This window comes from Streptomyces sp. 1222.5 (assembly GCF_900105245.1).
In the GTDB taxonomy this organism is placed as follows: Bacteria; Actinomycetota; Actinomycetes; order Streptomycetales; family Streptomycetaceae; genus Streptomyces; species Streptomyces albidocamelliae.
Genome location: NZ_FNSZ01000001.1, coordinates 944824 through 964792, shown reverse-complemented (window position 1 = coordinate 964792; position 19969 = coordinate 944824). Strand labels below are relative to the sequence as shown.

The 19969-nt window shown below is 72.9% G+C and carries 17 protein-coding genes; 9 read left to right on the top strand and 8 right to left on the bottom strand.

Annotated elements, in window-relative coordinates:
• Positions 1-179: 179 nt before the first annotated feature.
• The 3 genes from BLW57_RS04335 to BLW57_RS04325 all read right to left on the bottom strand — a co-directional run bounded on the left by BLW57_RS04335 (position 180) and on the right by BLW57_RS04325 (position 3334).
• The gene (locus BLW57_RS04335) at positions 180-1088 is read right to left on the bottom strand and encodes a hypothetical protein (protein WP_093472267.1); all 909 of its coding nucleotides are present in this window, start codon (positions 1086-1088) and stop codon (positions 180-182) included.
• Between the two features lies 1 nt (position 1089).
• Positions 1090-2463 (bottom strand): hypothetical protein, encoded by a 1374-nt coding sequence (locus tag BLW57_RS04330; RefSeq protein ID WP_143051583.1) that lies wholly within the window; start codon positions 2461-2463, stop codon positions 1090-1092.
• Between the two features lie 496 nt (positions 2464-2959).
• Positions 2960-3334 (bottom strand): hypothetical protein, encoded by a 375-nt coding sequence (locus BLW57_RS04325; RefSeq protein WP_143051582.1) that lies wholly within the window; start codon positions 3332-3334, stop codon positions 2960-2962.
• Positions 3335-3754: 420 nt separating this feature from the next.
• On the opposite strand from BLW57_RS04325, the gene BLW57_RS04320 reads away from it, so the two are divergent.
• Positions 3755-4876: a LacI family DNA-binding transcriptional regulator gene (locus BLW57_RS04320; RefSeq protein ID WP_093472262.1), complete on the top strand. Its 1122-nt coding sequence runs from the start codon at positions 3755-3757 to the stop codon at positions 4874-4876.
• A 15-nt stretch (positions 4877-4891) separates the two neighbouring features.
• On the opposite strand, the gene BLW57_RS04315 is transcribed toward BLW57_RS04320, so the two are convergent.
• The 3 genes from BLW57_RS04315 to BLW57_RS04305 form a co-directional block, all read right to left on the bottom strand.
• Positions 4892-5602, bottom strand: coding sequence for a sulfite exporter TauE/SafE family protein (locus tag BLW57_RS04315; protein ID WP_093472261.1), 711 nt, complete (start codon positions 5600-5602; stop codon positions 4892-4894).
• Complete coding sequence (locus BLW57_RS04310; protein ID WP_093472259.1) at positions 5599-7104, bottom strand: amidohydrolase family protein; 1506 nt, start codon at positions 7102-7104, stop codon at positions 5599-5601. Before BLW57_RS04310 ends, BLW57_RS04315 begins: the two co-directional genes overlap by 4 nt.
• 66 nt (positions 7105-7170) lie before the next feature.
• A complete protein-coding gene (locus BLW57_RS04305) occupies positions 7171-8571 on the bottom strand; it encodes a uracil-xanthine permease family protein (protein WP_256339382.1) in 1401 nt (466 codons plus the stop codon).
• A 346-nt stretch (positions 8572-8917) separates the two neighbouring features.
• Here BLW57_RS04305 and BLW57_RS04300 point away from each other — a divergent pair, with 346 nt between their 5' ends.
• The 7 genes from BLW57_RS04300 (at position 8918) to BLW57_RS04270 (ending at position 16061) form a co-directional block, all read left to right on the top strand.
• Positions 8918-9622, top strand: a complete 705-nt coding sequence (locus BLW57_RS04300) for an SDR family oxidoreductase (protein ID WP_093472258.1) — start codon at positions 8918-8920, stop codon at positions 9620-9622.
• Between the two features lie 136 nt (positions 9623-9758).
• Entirely contained in the window at positions 9759-10418 is a 660-nt protein-coding gene (locus tag BLW57_RS04295) for a helix-turn-helix transcriptional regulator (RefSeq protein ID WP_256339794.1), read from the top strand.
• Positions 10419-10450: 32 nt separating this feature from the next.
• Complete coding sequence (locus BLW57_RS04290; protein ID WP_093480519.1) at positions 10451-11416, top strand: threo-3-hydroxy-L-aspartate ammonia-lyase; 966 nt, start codon at positions 10451-10453, stop codon at positions 11414-11416.
• A gap of 98 nt (positions 11417-11514) precedes the next feature.
• Complete coding sequence (locus BLW57_RS04285) at positions 11515-11706, top strand: hypothetical protein (RefSeq protein ID WP_176985454.1); 192 nt, start codon at positions 11515-11517, stop codon at positions 11704-11706.
• 269 nt (positions 11707-11975) lie between these two features.
• Entirely contained in the window at positions 11976-12665 is a 690-nt protein-coding gene (locus tag BLW57_RS04280; RefSeq protein ID WP_093472255.1) for a DUF6882 domain-containing protein, read from the top strand.
• A 173-nt stretch (positions 12666-12838) separates the two neighbouring features.
• Entirely contained in the window at positions 12839-14443 is a 1605-nt protein-coding gene (locus BLW57_RS04275) for an ABC-F family ATP-binding cassette domain-containing protein (protein WP_176985453.1), read from the top strand.
• A gap of 166 nt (positions 14444-14609) precedes the next feature.
• On the top strand, positions 14610-16061 hold the full coding sequence (locus BLW57_RS04270) for a WGR domain-containing protein (protein WP_093472253.1): 1452 nt from the start codon (positions 14610-14612) through the stop codon (positions 16059-16061).
• A gap of 18 nt (positions 16062-16079) precedes the next feature.
• Here BLW57_RS04270 and BLW57_RS04265 read toward each other — a convergent pair whose 3' ends face one another.
• Together BLW57_RS04265 and BLW57_RS04260 are read right to left on the bottom strand one after the other, a co-directional pair.
• Positions 16080-17663 carry a glycerol-3-phosphate dehydrogenase/oxidase gene (locus tag BLW57_RS04265; RefSeq protein WP_093472251.1) on the bottom strand — a complete coding sequence of 528 codons (1584 nt, stop codon included), beginning with the start codon at positions 17661-17663 and terminating at the stop codon, positions 16080-16082.
• The gene (locus BLW57_RS04260; RefSeq protein ID WP_093472250.1) at positions 17660-18259 is read right to left on the bottom strand and encodes a TetR/AcrR family transcriptional regulator; all 600 of its coding nucleotides are present in this window, start codon (positions 18257-18259) and stop codon (positions 17660-17662) included. Before BLW57_RS04260 ends, BLW57_RS04265 begins: the two co-directional genes overlap by 4 nt.
• A 107-nt stretch (positions 18260-18366) precedes the next feature.
• Here BLW57_RS04260 and BLW57_RS04255 point away from each other — a divergent pair, with 107 nt between their 5' ends.
• Positions 18367-19959 carry an FAD-binding oxidoreductase gene (locus BLW57_RS04255; protein ID WP_093472248.1) on the top strand — a complete coding sequence of 531 codons (1593 nt, stop codon included), beginning with the start codon at positions 18367-18369 and terminating at the stop codon, positions 19957-19959.
• The last annotated feature ends 10 nt before the right edge of the window (positions 19960-19969 follow it).

Genomic DNA, 19969 nt, shown 5'->3' with positions numbered 1-19969 from the left:
CAGCCACTGCGCCCCGCCCGAAGGGTCGAGGCGGACGCCGCTGTGCAGCACCGGCGGCATGCGGATTGCCCGCCGGTGCCGACCGGACGGCCGCCTCGCAGCCATAGGACTCGCAGAGTCGGCCGTCGGTTGTTCCCTGCCGACGGTGGCGCAATCCCTGCGGGACTCGAGGGCGCGGTTTACCCCATGCATGCCTGGCGCTCCTGTGGCACGGACAGGCAGTGGGAATCCTCACCCGCCGACGGCTCTTCGCTCACCAGACGGAAGACGTCCCTCGGTACGGTGAAGAGGGCGACCCGGGAAGCCGGCATGACGACGTGGCCGACCGTCCGTTCCAGCACCGCTTCCTGCCCTTGCCGGCCCACTCGATAGAGACCGATGGGCACCGTTGCGCCGACCGGGTAGCCGAACACCGCGATCTTTCTCGTGCGCTCCCACTTCTCCAGGGACGCCGCACCCTGTTCCCAGCTCAGCGGTACCTCATAGCTGCTCTCGACCGTGCCGGCCATCGCTGTCAGAGGCAGTCGGCCGGCGAGGGCGACGGACTTGCGAGCCGGGTCGGCGGGCAGAAACCGCCAGAATGTGCTCTCTTGAAGATCATCACCGGCGTCCTCGACGTCGATGGTGCGCCCGTCGAACAGGGCGTTGTCGTCCGGAGGCGCGGCGTGATCCTTCGCCACATGTCGCACCGGCACGGTGTATTGACGTCCTCCCGCCCGCACCGTGATCGTGACCGGCTTGTCCTTCGGGAAACCGGACAGGCAGAGCAGGGTCTCTCTGCCCAGGCGTACCGTGACCTTGTCGGCCATTTCGACATAGGACGACACCCAGGCCAGGGGGTGGCCGGCCGAAGGCCGGTGCTTGATCAAGGCCAGGTCGTCGAGACAGCCGTGCGGACCGGCGCCGCTCATCCCCATGTCGAACTGCTGGGCAAGCAGCAGTTCCAGCGCTGACGCCGTCGGACTGGCGGTGGTCGGGGAGAGCGCGGCTGCCGTTTTGGTGGGCAACGCTGGGGAATGGCGTTGTGCCTGACAGCCCAGGAGGAGAACGCACGTCCCGGCCAGCCACCCAGCCAGTTGCCTGTTCATGTCACCTCGTTTCTTGTCCGACCGCGCCGCAGCGTCTTTCGGCGCCGGACAGCTGCGTCGTGAAAGCCTGTTCGAGCTGGTGGTGGAGCTGGGGGCTCGTCCTGCCCGCGCGTTCGGCCGCGGCCAACTGGGCCAGGGCGTCCTGTGTGGCGGTACGGCCGGTTCGAAGGTCGCAGCGGGCCAGGCTCCAGGTCGCCAGCAGGCCGTGCCAGACAGCTCGCTGCTGCAGATCCTGCCCGTTGGCGATGGCCAGGCGGATGTATCGGATCGCTGATGTCACGTCGCCCCGGTCGTTCGCGTTGACGGCGGCGATGGCCGCCGCCAGCGCCCGGATGTCGGTGGAGCCGGTGATGTCCGGCGCCTTCAACGCTGGTGCCACGGCCCGTTGCACTGCACCGTTGTCCTTGGCCAGATGGGCGGTGATACGGCACTGTTCGGCCTGCGCAAGGTTCACCGTGGCCCTGAGCCGTCCCAGTTCGCCCAACCGGCGGTCCTGGGCGAGGGCGCGCAGGGCCCGGGAGATGTCGGCGAGTTCTCTGCCGTTGACGTTCCCCGGCTCGCAGCCCTGTGCGCCGTTCCGGGCCCGCAGATAGGCGTTGTACTGCAGGCTGAGCGCGGCACGCCGGCCGGCCGCGGAGCCGTCGTCGATGGTGAGGTAATCGGTGCGCGCCTGCTGCAGCAGCTTCTGCCGACCGTCTGCCGGCTCGCCCACGGCCTGCGCTTCGGCGGCATGGCCATGGAACAGCCGCAGCAGGTCAAGGGGTACCAAGGAGTCGGTGCCGCTCCGCCGCGTCGGGTCGAGTAGACCGTTCAGAATCTGGACAGCCCTGGCGGGGCGGCCGTTGCGCCACGTGTCCAGCGCGTCCATGAACTGCGCCAGGGTTCCGATCTGCCGCGTCAGTTCCGTGCGAAGTTGAGCACGTCCTTGCGCCGACTCCCAGCCGCGTGCCATGAGGATCGGTGCGCCCAGGAACCAGCTCGCGAGTTCGGGTGCGTCGGGGACCTGGTCGGCCCTGACGTAGACGGCCGGCCGCAGTGTGGTCTGGCCGGCCGGGTCCGTGGCCACCAGACCGCTCACCACGATCTCGGCGTCGCTCTCGTCCGCGAACCTGGAGGTCTCGTGCTCCAGTGCGTCGCGGTGTGCTTCCTCCAGTTGAGTGAGCGGCAGCGAAACCTCGCCGGTGTAGTCGCGTACGGCGCCGGCGGTGGGGATCCGCCCCGCCATGGCATGGGTGAAGTCTGCCGCGACATCGGCCAGTACTCGTTTGTCCGGCCGTCCGTCGTGGCCGGCGAAACCGACTACGGCCACGTCACGCGCCCCGCTCATCCGGGTAAGAGGGGGCGGCGGGGGACGGAACGCGAAGAGCACCGCCACGCTGCCGAGGAAAAGACCAGCAGCTACGGCCCACACCAGCAGTCGGGCCCGCCGCGGACGCTGCCCGAATCTGTCCCTGATCACGACCCGCACGGCCACCAGGTAGCCGGCCAGAGCTGCGAGAATGACCAGTACGAGCGGTGCGGGGGACAGCGCGGAGCCCGACTTCTCCACCACGAGGAGTGCCCCGGGCACACAGGCGGCGAACAGCCCGAGCAAGGACCAGACCCACAGGGACAGACCGCTCTCACTGGCTGCGGGTCCTTCCCGCGGCTGATCCGGCAACACCCCTCCTCACCTGGGCGAGTGCGTACAAGCCAGCACGGTAGAGGTGCCGACGGACGCCGATGGTGATCGGCGCGCTTGCCCTCCACCTTCGCCGCCGGTCTTCGCCGGTTCGCAGGACGGCGCCCGCGCCCCGCCCCGAGGCGCCCTGATGGGCGGTGCGGGATCGAGTCTTCCTTCCCCTCCCGGCACTGGGGTTCAGCGAGAGTCGCTACGTGCCCCGGAGGAGGTGCCAAGCCACGGCCGGTAGGAGCTGCTGACCTGCCGGTTTTCGGGCGAGGTCCCGGCCGGCGGCGTCGCGGTACGGCCTGGTCCGGCGTGTCGGTGCATGCGGGTGGTCCGTGCGGTGGGTGCCCTCCCACCGCACTCCCCGGAACAACTGGACGAGCAGAGCCGACAGCTCCGCCCGCTCCTCGTCCGGGCAGGTGTCAAGCATGTCGGCAAGATTCTGAACGACCTGCGCCCGGTCGGTCAGCGGAGTGAAGGACAGCAGTGCGTACAACTCGGCGTCATCCGGAAGTCGTTCTGCTTCCCGGAACCGCGTCGGCAGAAGGAGCAGCGCGTGGTCCAGGAGCCGAGCGGTCACATACTCACCGAAGGTCGCGTGCACGAACTCGTAACTGCGCAACCGTTGGTCGGCGACGACGGCCTGGGCCTCATCCCTCCGTCCGGTCCCGCAAGCCCGTCCGCCGGCAGGCGGCGCTCAGGGTACTCACCCAGCTGCTCGGCGCCCTGCGTCTCAGGCGCCGAGGCCGCTGACGGGGACGGGCAGCGCTGGTACGGCATGGATGTCGCACGCGGCCCGCACGAACGGCGAGTACCGGTGCCTCCGGCAGAGCAAGAAGAGTGGAGCTGAGATCGGCGTCGGGTCATCGGCCGCGACTCTCCGTGACCGGGGCAAGCTCATGGGCCGCCCTGCACCAGTGGGGGCGCGCCGTCGACGGAGTGCGGTGGGGCGGGCGAGGGTGCCGGTCCCGGCACCCGGCGGTTGAGGCAAGATGGGCGCATGACCATGCCCCGAGGCGACCGCCGGCCCACGATCGCCGACGTCGCCGAGGCGGCGTCGGTGTCGCGTACCACGGTGTCCCACGCTCTCAACGGCATCGGCAAGGTCGACCCCCGCACCCGCGAGCGCATCAAGCGGGTCGCGGCGGAACTGGGTTACCGGCCCAACCTGCGCGCCCAGCGGCTGCGCCGGGGGCAGGCCAGGGCCATCGCGCTCGCCTCCTCCATGCCCTTCGCGGTGGCCGGCGGCCCCTCGCGCCTGGGGTTCTACATGGAGGTGGCCGCGGCGGCCGCCGAGCGGGCCCTCGTCCACGAGTACGCCCTCGTGCTGATCCCGCCCGTGCAGTCCGCGTCCGCCCTGTACTCGGTGGACATCGACGGCGCGATCGTGGTCGAACCCGAGGCGGACGACCCGGCCGTGGCCCAACTGCGCGAGCGCGGCCTGCCGTACGTCGCCCTGGGCCGGCCCACCGGCCCCGACGACGACGCACCCTACGTGGACCTGCACGGCGGCAAGGTCGTCGACCTGCTGCTGGAGCACCTGCGCGCGCAGGGCGCCCGGCACCCCGCGCTCGTCGTCGGCGCGGGCACCCGCCACTCCGCGGTCGACGCCCGCGCGGCCTACGAACGGGCGGCGGCCGCACACGGCTGGCCGCCGGTCGTCGCCTGCGTGCCGGAGGACGGCGGCGAACAGGCCGGATACGAGCGCTGTGCCGCGCTGCTCGCCGAACACCCGGACGTCGACGCGCTGTGCGTCCTCGTCGACGCCTTCGCCGTCGGTGCCGTACGGGCGCTGCGCGAGGCGGGACGCCGCGTACCCGACGACGTCATGGTCGTCACCCGGTACGACGGACTGCGGGCCCGGACCTGCGAGCCGCCGCTCACCGCGGTCGACCTGCGCCTGGACCGGGCCGCCGGGGACGCGGTGGAGCTGCTGCTCGCCCGGCTGGGCGGCGGACGCCCCCTCGGCGAGGGGGAGTCGCCGGCCGCCGGGCGCGTGAGGCCCGCGCCCGAGCCCCGGCTGGTCCCGCGTGCCTCGTCACTGCGCCGGCCGCACCTGGCCGGCCCCGACGACCGGGCGGTGCCGGGCCCGGCCGGGGGACCGGAACGGACCGCCGACTGAGGCGGACTCGCCCGGTCAGGTGCCCGCCATCAGCACCACCCCCGACACCAGCGCGAAGACGAGGACGAAGGCGCGCATCCTCCGCGTGTCCACGCGCTGGTGCACCAGCCGGCTCAGCCAGGCCCCCGCCGCGAGCGCGGGCAGCAGCAGCAGCGCCCAGCCCATGTCCGCCGCGCGGCCCCGCCCGGTGACGAACAGCAGGCAGAGGGAGGCGACTTCGCCGACCAGGAAGCAGACGGCGACCGTGGCCCGCAGCTCCCCGGGCGGCCGGTGCTGGTAGACGAGGGCGAGAGGCGGCCCGCCCACCCCGGTCGCCGTCTCCGTCAGGCCGGTGACGAGTCCGGCGCCCATGTAGGCGCCGGGCCCCGGCGCGAAGGCGGGCACGACCAGGCTGACCACGGCCGCCAGTACGGTGGCCGCTCCGACCACGGCCCCGAGGTCGCTCTCCGGGATCGCCCACAGCAGCGCCAGTCCCGCCGGCGTCGCCGCCAGCCGGGCCGCCGTGATCCACCGGGCGCCACGCAGGTCGAGGCTGTGCCGTTCGCGCCAGGCGACGTACAGGTTGAGCGGGATCATCGCCGTCAGCACGAACACCGGCAGCAGACCCGGGTCGAGCAGTCCCGCGACCGGGGCCACGATCAGCGCGAACCCCAGGCCGCTGGCGCCCTGCACGAACGCGGCCGCCGCGACGGTCAGCGCCAGCACCGCGAGCATGCCGCCGCTCATCGCGGACAGCCCTCGGGACGCGCGGGAGCCGTGACGGGGGCGGCCGTTGCCGCTACGGCGGACCCTGCCGCGTCGGGGGAGGATCCGGGGCACGGGGAGGGCACCGTCGCCCCGCGGTTCCTCGCGGCCACCGAGGTCGGGTGGGCCCGGACCACCTGCGCCCGCCGTACCACCCGCCGGCCCAGCGCGGCGGCCCGGCGCACCAGGGCCGGGCCGTCCCAGTCCGACGGCCAGCCCCGCCACAGCCGCAGCCGGCCGGCGACGAACACCGCGGTGAGCTGGTCCCGGTTGCCCCGCCGGACCAGCTCCCAGGGAAGGTCCCAGGACGGCTGCATCTCCGGCCCGCCGACGTCCACGAGCAGGAAGTCCGCGGCGGCGCCCGGGGCGACGCGCCCGGTGAGCCCACCGAGTCCGGCCGCCTCGGCACCGCCCGCGGTGGCCCGTTCCAGCCAGGTCCAGCCGGCACCGCAGGACGAGTCGCCGCTGGCCAGGCCGTAGGTGAGCCGCTGCGCGAACTCGGCCGCGTCCGCGAGCCGGAAACCGTCCCCGCGCGTGCCGTCCGTGCCCAGCCCGAACCGGACACCACGCTCGGCGAACGCGGTCGCCGGGGCGACCGCGTTGCCCTTCCAGGCGCTTGCCACCGGGTTGTAGCTCACCGCGGCGCCGCTGTCGGCGAGCAGCGTCACCTCCGACGGCGTGAGCAGGGTGGCGTGCGCGGCCAGCAACTGCGGGCCGAGTGCGCCGACTTGGCGCAGATGCTCCAGCGGCCGCAGCCCGTGCCGGACCAGGGACCGCTCGACGGCGACGAGGTGTTCGTTCACGTGGATCTGCACCACCGCTCCCGCCTCGGCGGCGAGCCGTGCCGTGGCCGCCAGGGTGGACGCGGTGGCCGCCTCCGGCACCGACACGGCGAGCGACGGGTGGACGAGGTCGCCGCCGCCGTAGCGCGCCAGATGCCTCTCGGCGGCGGCGAGCACGGCCCGCGGGTCGGCGTCCTCGCCGGTGCCGTCCGAGGCGTCGTTGCAGACGAGTCCTAGCAGGCAGCGGATGCCCGCGTCCCGCGTGGCCGAGGCCACCACGTCGACGTCCACGGCGGCTCGGGTGCCGGACTCGGCGACGGTCGTGAAGCCGCCCCTCAGCGACTCCAGCGCGGCCAACTTGGCGGCGACGTAGGCCGATTCCTCGTCCAGGGCGCGTTCCAGGGGCACCCACACCCGCCGGAAGATCTCCGACGGCTCCCCGAAGGCGAGGGCGCCGCCGAAGCTCTGGGTCAGATGGTGGTGCGTGTCGACGAAGCCGGGCATCAGCACGTGCTCCGGCAGCCGCACGGGTGTCAGCGACGGGTGGGTGCGCAGGAGTCGTTCGACGGGGCCGACGTCATCGAAGACACCGTCCCGCACCAGGACGGCGTGCCGGTCCAGCGGGCCGTCGGGGGTCAGCGTCACGCCGGGGACCAGCAGCAGCGTGTCGTGGCGGAGCAGGTCGTGGGTGGGGTCGGTCATGGTTCTCCGTAGGCTGCGGGCAGAGCTGCGGACGGCTGGTCGTGGTGGGGGTGCGGCAGGCGGCGCTCATACGCGGGCGGCCGGGCCCGGCGCCTCGGCCGGCCGGGCCGTGACGGCCTCGCCACGTCGCCACGGATGGTGGAAGACGACATTGAGGACGGCCGCGACGAACGCGCCCACGGCGACCCCGCTCTCCAGCAGGATCCGTACGCCGGACGGGAATCCGGCGTACACCCCGGGGACGAGGATCGGCAGCAGCCCCAGTGCGAGGGCGACGGCGCAGGTCACCATGGACGTGTGGTCCTCCAGCCGGGCCCGTTGCAGCATCTGCACACCCAGCACGGTGATCACCGCGAAGACGACCATGGCGGCGCCTCCCACCACCGCGGAGGGCATCACACTGATCGCCCGCGCGACCGGGGTGAGGAAACCGAGGACGACGAGGACCACGCCCGCGGCGGCCGTCACGTACCGGCTGCGCACGCCGGTGACCCGCACGATCCCGATGTTCTCCCCGCTGGTCACCATCAGCGGCAGCCCGAAGCAACCGCCGAGCAGAGAGGTCAGCGCGTCCCCGCGTACGGTTCGCGGCACGTCCGAGCGGACGTCGATGTCCTTGCCGACCGCTTCCGCGTTGATGACGGTCTGCCCGGTCGCCTCCGCCATGGACGCGAGGCTGTACAGCATCAGCGGCAGCGCGGCCAGCAGGTCGAAGACGGGCGCCCCGAACGGCAAGGGCCGCGGTACGCCGACCAGCCCGCCCGAGAGCGCCGCGTCCAGGTGGACCTGACCGAGGGCGAAGGCGAGGGCCGTGCCCCCGGCCAGGCCCAGCAACACGGCGAGTTGCCGCAGTATGCCGCGCAGCAACCGGGTGAACAGGACGATCAGGCCGATGGTGGCGAACGCCAGCCCCAGTCGCGCCGGATCGCCGAAGCCGGGCGCACCCGGGTGCCCGGTGGCCAGCAGCGCGCCGACCTTCACGAGGTTGACGCCGACGATGACGATCATCGTGCCGATGACCAGCGGCGGGAAGAACTTCAGCAGCCGTGCGAACAGCGGCAGCACCAGGAAGGTGAAGGCCGCCGTGAGGATCACCGCGCCGGTGGCCGTACGCAGTCCGTGCTGCTGCGCGATCGCCATGAACAGGATCAGGGGCGCGCCGCCCGGCAGCATCACGAACGGCAGTCGCGGCCCGAACTTCCAGGGACCGAGGGACTGCACGAGCGATCCGATCCCGGACAGCAGCAGGGCCGCCGAGAGCAGATCGACGGTGATCCCGGGGCTGAGCCGTAGGGTGGCGCTCATCAGGAAGATCGCGGAGATGGGGGTCGCCGCCATGACGAGGACGTGCTGGACGCCGAAGACCAGGATCCGGCCGAGGGGCCGGGACTCGTCCACGGGATGGACCGCACCGGAGGTGCCGGTGGGCGGGGGAGTGGGGTCGACGGGATGTGCGGGACTGGACACGCGCGGGCTCCGTTCGGCTCGCTCGGCTCAGGCCTCGACGATCCGGCCGTGGACGGCGGCCAAATCGATTTGGCCACATCGATTCGGCCGCCGGTATGGAGGTGTGCACGGGGGGTTGGTCGAGGGGCTGGGGAGTTCCGCCGGGGGTGAGAGGCGAGGGGGACGATCACTCCTGTGCCCGGCCGGCAGCTGGGCGGTCGGGACGCGGCTGGCCGGCCCCGCTGCTCGGGGACGCCGCCGTGCGCCCATGTCCGGTCCACCTCGTGGACCGTTCCGCTTGCCGTGGGAAACCGATCGGTTTACCTTGGTGGAAACCGATCGGTTTCCACTACTGGGAGATATCACCATGACTGCGATCAAGGACTCCGTCGCGCTGGTCACCGGCGGCAGCCGCGGACTGGGCAAGGCGCTGGTCGAGGAGCTGTACGCGCGCGGCGCCGCCAAGGTGTACGCCACCGCCCGCGATCCCCGCAGCGTCTCGTATCCCGACACCGTACCCCTCGCCCTGGAGGTCACCGACCCGGCGTCCGTCCGGGCCGCGGTGGCCCAGGCCCCGGACGTCACCCTGCTCGTCAACAACGCCGGCGTCTCCCTCGGCGCGACCTCCTTCCTCGACTCGGCGGTCGGTGACATCCGTGCGGAGTTCGAGACGAACTTCTTCGGACCGCTGCTGGTCACCCGCGCCTTCGCACCGGTCATCGAGGGCAACGGGGGCGGACACCTGCTGAACGTCCACTCCGTGCTCTCCTGGATCGGCCTCGCCGGCTCCTACAGCGCCACCAAGGCGGCCCTGTGGTCGCAGACCAACACCCTGCGCCTGGAGCTGCGTCCGCGCGGTATCGAGGTCACCGGACTGCATGTCGGCTACATCGACACGGACATGGCCGCGCACGTCGACGCCCCGAAGTCCGCGCCCGGTGACGTGGCCGCCCTGGCGCTCGACGGCGTCGAGTCCGGCGCGTTCGAGGTCCTGGCGGACGACGTGTCCCGACAGGTGAAGGCGGGGCTCTCGGGAGACCTGGCCGCGATGTACCCGCAGTTGGCCGCCTGACGGGCGGCTCCCGCTCCGGCGGGCACTGGACAGAGCCCGGCACGCTCCTTAGTCTTTCCGTCCAGAGATGGACGGGAATTCCAAGGAGGGCCGGGTGCGCGAATCCTCGGTCGAGGCGTCGCAGGACGACCTCGGCGTGGCACCCCCGGCACGGCCGGACCTCGCGGAGCTGGACGAGCACCTGATCCGGGAGGCCGAGAAGATCGCCGTAGCGCTCGGCCGGATGTTCCCCGGACTGTGCGAGGTCGTGCTGCACGACCTGCGGGACCCGGACCACGCGGTCCGGGCGATCGAGAACAACCTGTCGGGGCGTCAGGTCGGCGACTCCGCAACCGAGTTGGGTCTGGCCCGGATCGCCGACCCCGCATACCCCGACGTGGTCCAGAACTACCCCAACCGGTTCCCCGACGGCCGCCCGGCGAAGAGCACGTCCATCGGCATCCGCAACGCCGACGGGGAGTACGTCGCCGCGCTCTGCCTGAATCTCGACGTCTCCGTGCTGTCACCCCTGACGCTCACCCTGGCCAACCTCGTGGCCACCGACACCGCGCACCGGGACCAGCCGCTGGAGACGCTGCGGGACCGCAACGCGCGAGAGCTGCGCCGAGCGGTGGAGGAACTGTGCGCCCGGCGTGCCGCCACCCCCCGGTCGCTGAGCCGCGAGGACAAGAGAGCCCTCGTACGGCAGCTCCACCGGGACGGCCACTTCGACTCGCGGGACGCGGCGCAGACCATCGCCGATCTGCTCGGCGTCTCCCGCGCGACGGTCTACAACTACGCGAAGACGACGCCGTGACCAGCGGCACCACGTGGAAAGAGGACACCGCCATGGCCGCCGCCCTGCCCGTGACGTTCGACGACATCCGGGAAGCCGCCGTACGACTCGAAGGCGTCGCCCACCGCACCCCCGTCCTCACCTCCCGCACCCTCGACGCCCGTGTCGGCGCGGAGGTGTTCATCAAGTGCGAGAACTTCCAGCGCGTCGGAGCCTTCAAGATCCGCGGGGCCTACAACGCCGCCGCCCAGCTCTCCCCGGAACAGCTCGCGAAGGGCATCGCCGCCTACTCCTCCGGCAACCACGCCCAGGCCACCGCCCTGGCGGCCCGCGAGTTGGGCACCAGCGCCGTCATCCTGATGCCCGAGGACGCCCCCCGCTCCAAGCGGGAGGCCACCGCCGGGTACGGGGCCGAGATCGTCACATACGACCGCTACACCGAGGACCGCACCGCCCTCGGCGAAGCGCTCGCCGAAGATCGTGGTCTCGCCCTGATCCCGCCCTACGACCATCCGCATGTCATCGCAGGCCAGGGCACCGCCGCCCTCGAACTCCTCGACGAGACAGGCCCCTTGGACGCCCTCCTGGTACCGGTGGGTGGCGGTGGCCTCATCGCCGGCAGCGCCATCGCCGCCAAGGCCCTGCATCCCGGGGTCCGGGTGGTCGGCGTGGAGCCGGAAGCAGGCGACGACACCAAACGCTCCCTGGAGAGCGGCGGGCGCGTCACCGTGCCCGTGCCCCGCACCATCGCCGACGGACAGGCCCTGCCCACCCCCGGCGAGATCACGTTCACCATCAACCAGCGCCTGGTGGACGCCGTCACGCTCGTCACCGACGAGGAGATCATCGGCGCCATGCGCTTCGCCTTCGAGCGCCTGAAGATCGTCCTGGAGCCCAGCGGCGCCACCGCTCTCGCCGCGCTCCTGGCGGGCCACCTCGACCTGCCGCCCCGCATCGGCGTCATCGCCTCCGGCGGCAACATCGACACCGAGAGGTTCAGCCGGCTCATGAGCGCCTGACGAGGGGGCGCGGGCCGTACGCACCCCGGGTGCCCGACGGTTCCGCACTCGTGCTTGGTCGGGCCGCGGAGTGGGGGCTGGGTCTTGCAGGACAGACCGTGTTCCCCGGAACGGGGCAGGGCCGCAGCCCGCGCAGGTGGCGTGAGGTGATCGAGGCGGGGCACATCCCGTGGTCCTCGCATGCGGCCGCGGGCCAGGTGACCGACGTGTGCCGACGGCTCGCTGAGCTCCCGGACCAGGACGCGGCACGCCCGGATCCGCTGTACCGGCTCATCGCCTTGAAGGCGTGACGTCGCGGCCCGGATGCTGCCCGAGCCGACCGCGCACCTGGCCGGTCCAGCGCACCGCGGGCGCCCCGTTCGTCGAGGATGACGTTGACGAGCCGGGCCCAGACCCGCTGCCGACCCCCGCCGTGCGGGCGTACGACCTCGGTCGGAAGCACCACCGCGCGGAACATTTCCCCCAACTCCTCCGGCGCCGGCCGCTCAACCAGGTCCACCATGAGCCGTGCAACGACCGCGAGCACCAAGGAAGCGACCGTGACCTCTAAGGTCGGGGCATGATCAGTGAATTCAGCGACGCCTTCCTGCTGGAGGCCGAACGGCACGCCGCCTGGGGTGCGGCCCAGCTCGAGGTGTTGACCGGCTTCCTGCCCGACGGTCCGTGGAGCGCCGACCTGGCCGCATGCGCCTACCGGCAGGGGGAGTTGGACCTGCGGGTCGCCGTACTGGGGACCTACGACACGGCCGAGCGGACCTGGATGTGGGGATGGGCCAACCCGGGCCTGCGGGGCACCGAGGTCGTGGCGGCGGCCGTGGCGGTCGAGCGGTACGGACAGGCGCACGGGATCGCGGAACTCTCCGAGGAAACCCTGGACTTGTCCGGTTTCACCGATCCGCGGCGCGCGGCGGAGATGCTCGCCTTCACCGGCATGGGAATCACCGGAGCACCTGGCTACATCGGCGTGCCCGCCGGAGGGGACACCCGGGTGTACTTCCTCCCCGACGACGCGCAGGTCCCCCGTGCGGCCCCCGACCCGGTCACCCTGCCACGGGTCCTCCTGACCGGAGCGGGCCTGATCGGCTTCTCCGCCCGGCATGTCGTCGGCGGCTACTTCGACCACCACGGCCTGCCCCAGCGTGCGGCGCCCGCCCGGATCACCGCCGACCTGCCCGGAGGCAGCGCTGCCGAGGTCCACTTCGACGAGATCGGACGCCTCGCGAAGGTCGAGGTCACGGCCACGCCCTGACGGGGTGATCCTCCGTCCCGCGAGACGTACGCCCGACCGTCGGGACGGAAAACGAGTACCGCGCTCCGAGCCCCTGCGTTAGCGTGAAGGCATGTCCACGCCCCGAATCTCCTAGCTGAGGACCCGCTTCCACGCCAGAAGTGTGTCCTTTCGCTTATTCGGAGCGTTCCTTCATGATCACCGTTCGTGGTGTCGAGCTGCGCGCGGGCGCGCGCCTGCTGCTCTCCGACATCTCCCTCACCGTCTCCCCCGGGGACCGGATCGGTCTGGTCGGCCGCAACGGCGCCGGCAAGACCACGCTGCTGACCGCGCTCGCCGGCAGGTCGGCGCCCGCCGCGGGCACGGTCGCCCGCACCGGGCGCGTCGGCTTCCTCGCCCAGGACTCCCGCGCCGCCGACCCCGCCATGACCGTCACCGACCGGCTGCTGTCCGCCCGCGGACTGCACACCGCGCTGCACGCACTGCGCAGGGCGGAGGCTGCCATGGCCGCGGCCGACCGGCCGGGCGCGCTGGAACGGGCGATGACCGCCTACGCCCGCGCCGAAGCGGCCTTCCAGGCCGGCGGCGGATACGCGGCCGAGGCCGAGGCGGCCCGTGTGGCGGCCGGACTCGGCCTGCCCGAACGTGTGCTGGCGGAACCGCTCGGCGCCCTGTCCGGCGGCCGGCGGCGCCGCGTGGAACTCGCCCGGATCCTGTTCGGGGGGACCGACGGCACCCTGCTGCTGGACGAGCCGACCAACCACCTCGACGCCGACTCCCTGACCTGGCTGCGCACGTTCCTCCAGGGCCACCGGGGCGGCCTGGTGGTGATCAGCCACGACACGGACCTGCTCGCCGACGTCGTCAACCGCGTGTTCCACCTGGACGCCACGCGCGCGACGATCGACATCCACAACACCGGCTGGCACACCTACCTGACCCGCCGGGAGACGGACGCACGACGTCACACCCGGGAACGGGCGAACACCGAACGCAAGGCCGCCGCGCTGCACACACAGGCGGACCGGATGAAGGCCCGTTCCGCCACCGCCACCATGGCCCGGAGCATGACCCGCCGCGCCGACCGCATGCTGGCCGAGCTGGAGCCGGCCCGGCGCGCCGAGAAGACCGCGCGGATCCGGCTGCCGGAGCCGGCCCCGTGCGGGCGCATGCCGCTCGGCGCGATCGGCCTGTCCAAGTCCTACGGCGGCCACCGCGTGCTGGACGGAGTGGACCTGGCGGTGGACCGGGGGAGCCGTCTGGTCGTGCTCGGCCTGAACGGCGCCGGCAAGACCACCCTGCTGCGGGTGCTCGCCGGGGCCGAACGACCGGACGCCGGGCGGGTGGTGCACGGTCACGGGCTGCGCCTCGGCTACTTCGCGCAGGAGCACGACACCCTCGACACCGGACGTACCGTGCTGGAGAACCTGACCCTGGCCGCGCCGCGGCTGGACGCCGGCGAGGCACGGCGCGTCCTGGGCGCGTTCCTGTTCGCCGGGGACGACGCGGACAAGTGCGCGGCCGTGCTGTCGGGCGGGGAGAAGACGCGTCTGGCACTCGCCGGACTCGTCCACTCCGGGGCGAACGTGCTGCTGCTGGACGAGCCGACGAACAACCTCGACCCGGCCTCCCGGGACGAGGTCCTGACCGCCGTCGGCTCGTATCCGGGCGCGATCGTCATGGTGACCCACGACGAAGGCGCGCTCGACGCCCTGCGCCCGGACCGCGTCCTGCTCCTGCCGGACGCGGACGAAGACCTGTGGACCGAGGACTACCGAGGCCTGGTCACCCTCGGCTGACCCGCGCCCCACGGCCCGGCCCGGCGGCCGCCCCACCGCCGGTCCGGGCCCGCCGGCGCCCCACGGACGGGCCGTCGCCGGGGCGTTGTCAGTGGCTCCCCTTACGGTTCTCAGCAGTGGGGACCTGCCGGAACGGCCGCGGGTCCGTCCTGGGGAGGGGTCTGCCATGTCCGCGGCGTCCGTGGTGTCGACGACGTATCTGGAGCTGTCACAAGAGGGCGACGGCGCCCACAAGTTCTACGAAGTGACCGTCGACGGCCAGACGGTGACGGTGCGGTACGGACGGATAGGTGCCGCCGGGCAGACGCAGACGACGACGTTCCCGACCGTCGACAAGGCGCGGGCCGCCGCCGCGAAGAAGGTGGGGGAGAAGGTCCGCAAGGGGTACGCCCCCGCCGTCCAGGGGCAGCGCGCCCCGCGTTCGGTGACCCGCCGTCAGGTCAGCTCCGCTCCGTCCACCGCCCGTGCCGTGGCACCGGTCCTGTGGCGGTTCCGCACGGGCTCCGCGGCCTTCGGCATCCACGTCGACGACCAGCACTGCTGGGTGGGCAACCAGGCCGGCGACGTATACACCCTGGACCACGAGGGCTCGGTGCGCGCCCGGTTCAACCTGCCGGACGGCGTGAAGTGCCTCGTCGCGGACGACTTCTGGATCTACGCGGGCTGCGACGACGGCAAGGTCTACGACCTCTCCTCGAAGCTCCCGTTCGCCGCGTACGACATCGCCGCCGACGTCGACATCTTCTGGCTGGACATCCACGAGGGCATCCTGAACGTCTCGGACCGTGAGGGCCGGCTCACCGTGATCGACCACGAGGACGAACACCAGTGGGCCCGCCGCAGCCGGGGCGAGCACGCCTGGATGGTCCGTGCCGACGACCGGGCCGTCTACCACGGCCACCAGTCGGGCGTCACGGCCTACGCCCCGGACGGGGGCGGCGAGTTGTGGCACAGCGCCACCCGGGGCGGTGTGCTCTTCGGCTGGCAGGAGGACGACGCGGTGTACGCGGGCACCGCCCACCGCGTGGTCCAGCGGCTGTCCAAGACGAACGGCGCCATCGAGGCGACGTACGCCTGCGACAGCGCGGTGTACTCCTGTGCCACCTCGCCCGGTGGACGTTTCGTCTTCGCCGGTGACGCCGCCTCGTCCGTCTACTGCTTCGACCGGAACGGCACGCGGCTGTGGAAGCTCGGTACGGGCGGCGGTTCGGCGCTGTCGATGCAGTACCGCGACGAGCGGCTCTACCTGGTGACCACGGACGGCTCGCTGGTGTGCGTGGACGCGAGCGAGGCGGCCGTCACCGCGGCCCAGCAGGGCACCGTGCCGGTCGTCCGGGACGTCAAGCTCGCCGCCGCGCTGCCGACCTACGCGCCCGCGACCGCCGTGGCGGCGGTGGCCACCGTGGCCCAGGTCCCCGCCGGGGCGGTCGTGGTCGAGTGCGTCCAGGAGTTCGGCCGACTCCGCGTCCACGTGCTGTCCGACGGCTACGACACCTCGTGGAACGTCCAGTTCCCCCGGGCGATACGCGAGCCCGGCGCGCGCTACGTCGTCGACGCCCTGCACCCCGCGGCAGGCGGCTTCTACCGCGTCCGAGGCGACATCCGCCGCCTGTTGTGACGAGCCGTCCCCGGTGGCTCAGGACTGCGCGGTCGTCGCCCGGTCCAGGGTCTCGCGGGCCGTGGTGAGCACCTCGGCGCGGTCCGCCGGGACCAGGCCGATGCGGGTGCGGCGGTCCAGGAGGTCGGACTCGTCGAGGGCGCCCTCGTGCAGGACCGCCCAGAGGAGTTCCGCCCGGGTGACGGGGTGGCCGGGCAGCACCGGCTCGGCGAGGGACGGATCCCAGGCCGCGAGATCCTGGACGGCGGCGGCCTCGGTGCCGTAGCGGCGGACCAGGCGGTGCGACACGGGCAGGGCCCGCAGCCGCTCGGGCGCGGCGGCGCCGACCAGCGGCAGTGCGGCCGTGGGGGAGGGAGCGGCGCTCAGCCCCCGGGCGGCGGAGGCGGCGTCCACGGCGTCCTGGGCCATCCGCCGGTAGGTGGTGAGCTTGCCGCCGACCACCGTGGTGACGCCGTCGGGTGAGGTGAGCACCGCGTGCCGGCGCGAGATGTCGGAGGTCCGGGCGGGTACCCCCGCGGACCCGTCGTGCCCGGAGGCGTCCAGCAGGGGGCGCAGACCGGCGAAGGCGCCCACGACGTCCTCCCGGGACACGGGTGTGTCCAGGGCCGAACCCAGCACGTCCAGCAGGAAGCCGATGTCGGTCTCGGGGACCTCCGGCACGTCGGGTATCCCGCCCTCGACCGGCTCGTCGGTGAGGCCGACGTACACCCGGCCGTCGCCCTGGGGCAGGACCAGCACGAAGCGGTTGGTCTCGCCGGGGATGGGGATGTGGAGGCCGGCGGGCAGGTCGCCGAGCCGCTCGGAGCGCAGGACCAGGTGGGTGCCGCGGGAGGGGCGGATGCGGATGCCGTCGACGAGGCCGTCCGCCCACACACCGGCGGCGTTGATCACGGCACGGGCCCTGATCTCGCCCTCCTCGCCGGTCAGTTCGTCGCGGACGCGGGCGCCCCTACCGGTCAGCTCCAGCACCCTGACCCGGGTCAGCACCCGGGCGCCGTGCGCGGCGGCCGTCCGGGCCAGGGCGGTCACCAGCCGGGCGTCGTCCGTCACCTTGCCGTCCCAGGACAGCAGACCGCCCCGCAGGCCCGCCGCACGCACCGACGGCGCCAGGTGCCGTGCCTCCGTCGCCGACAGGCGGCGCGGCGCGGGCAGTACCTGCCGCGGAGTCCGGGCCGCCAGCCGCAGCATGTCCCCGGCCCGGAACCCGGCCCAGGCGAGCGAGGCCTGGGCCCTGGAGACCAGCGGTGTCAGCGGCAGCACGAACGGCTGCGCGGCCACCAGATGCGGAGCCGTACGGGTCATCAGCACCCCGCGTTCGACGGCGCTCTCGTGCGCCACGTCGAGCTGCGCGGAAGCCAGGTAGCGCAGCCCGCCGTGGATGAGCTTGGAGCTCCATCGGGACGTGCCGAAGGCGAGGTCGTGCGCGTCCACCGCGACGACGTCCAGACCGCGGGCGGCCGCGTCCAGGGCGGCGCCGGCCCCGGTGGCGCCGAGGCCGACGACCAGGACGTCGGCCACCCGGCCGTCCGCGGCCTCGGCCAGTTCCCGGATCCGGCGGGGTGCGCTGAGGGACGAGCCGGGTGCGGCCTCGGTGTGGCTCATGGCGTGAGGGTCCTCTCCAGGAGGGTGCGCAGTTCACCGAGGAAGGCGGCGGAGTCCAGCTCCGGATCGTCCTCGTCGGTCATCGTGCGCAGGGACAGGGTGAAGGACTGCACGGTCAACAGCAGGGCGCGAGCCTGTCGTTCGGTGTGGCCGGGGCGCACGGAGCCGTCCGCGTGCCCCTCGCGCAGCGCGTCGGCCAGCAGCGCCAGCAGCGCTTCCTGGCTCGCTCCGCGACGGTCGAGGACGTAGGGGAGCAGCAGTTCCGGATCGACGTCCACGATCTTGCGGAAGAGGGGGTGCGCCCGGAACGCCTCGGTCCCGGCCACCAGCCCGTCCACGATCCGGCCGCGCGTGCCGGTGCCCGGTGTTGCCGGGGGGATCGCGCGGGAGGCCACGTCGATCCACTCGCGGGTCATCAGGTCGCCCACCAGGGTGCGCAGGTCCGGCCAGCGCCGGTACAGCGTCATCCGGGAGACGCCCGCGCGGCGGGCCACGTCGGCGAGCGTGGTGCGGCGCACGCCGACGGCCAGTACGCAGTCGCGCACCGCGTCGAGCACATGATCGCTGTCCGAACCGTTGTGACGAATAGGCGTCATGTGTCACAGTGTAACGCCCCGGGGATCGGACGGAAGCGGCCGAGGTCCCGGGACGGCAGCCGAGCCGCGCGAAACCGAGCACACCGACCTGTGAGGACGACCGTTCAATGGACATGCTGTGGAACGGCTGGGGCGACCCGGCGAAGGCGGCGCCGCTGCCCGACTCGGTGACGGGACTGCTGCGCGACATGCTCGGCGTCAAGCCGCGCACCACTCCCTCGCTCACCCTGGAGGACATCGGCCTGCCCGCCGACACGGCCGATCCCGCGGCCCTGAAGGCCCTTGCCGAAGCCGTGGGCGGCGAGGCGTACGTCCGCACGGACGGGGAGAGCCGCATCCGGCACACCCGCGGAAAGTCCACGCCCGACCTGCTGCGCATCCGCGCCGGCGACTTCTCGGACCTCCCGCGCGCCGTGGTCCTGCCCGGCTCCCACGACGAGGTCCTCGCCGTCCTGCGTGCCTGCTCCGCCCACGCACTGGCCGTGGTGCCCTTCGGCGGCGGCACGTCCGTGGTCGGCGGCCTCGCCCCCGAGCGCAGCGCCTTCGTCGCCCTCGACCTGCGCCGTATGAGCGGCCTGCTGGAGCTGGACCCGATCTCGCGGACCGCCGTCCTCCAGCCGGGCCTGCGCGCCCCCGAGGCCGAGGCGCTGCTCGCCGAGCACGGGTTCACCCTCGGACACTTCCCGCAGTCCTTCGAGTGGGCCACCATCGGCGGCTTCGCCGCGGCACGCTCCAGCGGGCAGGCCTCCGCCGGATACGGCCGTTTCGACGAGATGGTGCTCGGTCTGACCCTCGCCACCCCCGCGGGCACCATCGAGACCGGCCGCGCCCCGCGCTCCGCCGCCGGACCCGACCTGCGCCAGCTGATCCTCGGCTCGGAGGGCGCGTTCGGCGTCATCACCTCCGTCACCGTGCGGATCCGCCCGGTGCCCGAGGTGCGTGTCTACGAAGGCTGGAGGTTCGCGTCCTTCGAGGAGGGAGCCGCGGCACTGCGCCGGCTCGCCCAGGACGGACCCCGCCCGACCGTGCTGCGCCTGTCCGACGAGGTCGAGACGCTCATCGGCCTGGCACAGCCCGACGCCATCGGGGCCGGACTGACCCAGGGCGACGCCGGCTGCATGGCGATCACCGGCTACGAGGGCACCGCCGAGGACACCGCCCTGCGCCGCGAGCAGGCGGCCGCCGTCCTGACCGCGTGCGGTGGCACCCTCGTCGGCACCGAGCCCGGCGAGCGCTGGGCCCACGGCCGCTACTCCGCGCCGTACCTGCGCGACTCCCTGCTCGAGGTCGGCGCCTTCGCCGAGACCCTGGAGACCGCGGCCTTCTGGTCCCGCATCCCCGAGCTGTACACGGCCGTCCGCACCGCGCTCACGGACACCCTCACCCAGGCCGGCACCCCGCCCCTGGTGATGTGCCACATTTCCCACGTGTACGAGAACGGCGCCTCGCTGTACTTCACGGTCGTCAGCGCCCAGGGCGAGGACCCGGTGGCCCACTGGGAACCGGCCAAGCACGCGGCCAACGAAGCCCTGCTCGCCGCCGGCGGCACCATCTCCCACCACCACGGTGTCGGCACCGACCACCGAGACTGGTACGTCCGCGAGGCCGGCCCGCTCGGCATCTCGGCCCTGCGCGCCGTGAAACGACGACTCGACCCCGAGGGACTGCTCAACCCCGGCGTCCTGCTGCCCACCGACTGATCCCACCGAC

Coding starts and splice junctions, on each gene's coding strand:
- BLW57_RS04335 (WP_093472267.1), bottom strand. CDS start 1,088: ATGAACAGGCAACTGGCTGGGTGGCTGGCCGGGACGTGCGTTCTCCTC.
- BLW57_RS04320 (WP_093472262.1), top strand. CDS start 3,755: ATGACCATGCCCCGAGGCGACCGCCGGCCCACGATCGCCGACGTCGCC.
- BLW57_RS04315 (WP_093472261.1), bottom strand. CDS start 5,602: ATGAGCGGCGGCATGCTCGCGGTGCTGGCGCTGACCGTCGCGGCGGCC.
- BLW57_RS04310 (WP_093472259.1), bottom strand. CDS start 7,104: ATGACCGACCCCACCCACGACCTGCTCCGCCACGACACGCTGCTGCTG.
- BLW57_RS04300 (WP_093472258.1), top strand. CDS start 8,918: ATGACTGCGATCAAGGACTCCGTCGCGCTGGTCACCGGCGGCAGCCGC.
- BLW57_RS04290 (WP_093480519.1), top strand. CDS start 10,451: ATGGCCGCCGCCCTGCCCGTGACGTTCGACGACATCCGGGAAGCCGCC.
- BLW57_RS04280 (WP_093472255.1), top strand. CDS start 11,976: ATGATCAGTGAATTCAGCGACGCCTTCCTGCTGGAGGCCGAACGGCAC.
- BLW57_RS04275 (WP_176985453.1), top strand. CDS start 12,839: ATGATCACCGTTCGTGGTGTCGAGCTGCGCGCGGGCGCGCGCCTGCTG.
- BLW57_RS04270 (WP_093472253.1), top strand. CDS start 14,610: ATGTCCGCGGCGTCCGTGGTGTCGACGACGTATCTGGAGCTGTCACAA.
- BLW57_RS04265 (WP_093472251.1), bottom strand. CDS start 17,663: ATGAGCCACACCGAGGCCGCACCCGGCTCGTCCCTCAGCGCACCCCGC.
- BLW57_RS04260 (WP_093472250.1), bottom strand. CDS start 18,259: ATGACGCCTATTCGTCACAACGGTTCGGACAGCGATCATGTGCTCGAC.
- BLW57_RS04255 (WP_093472248.1), top strand. CDS start 18,367: ATGGACATGCTGTGGAACGGCTGGGGCGACCCGGCGAAGGCGGCGCCG.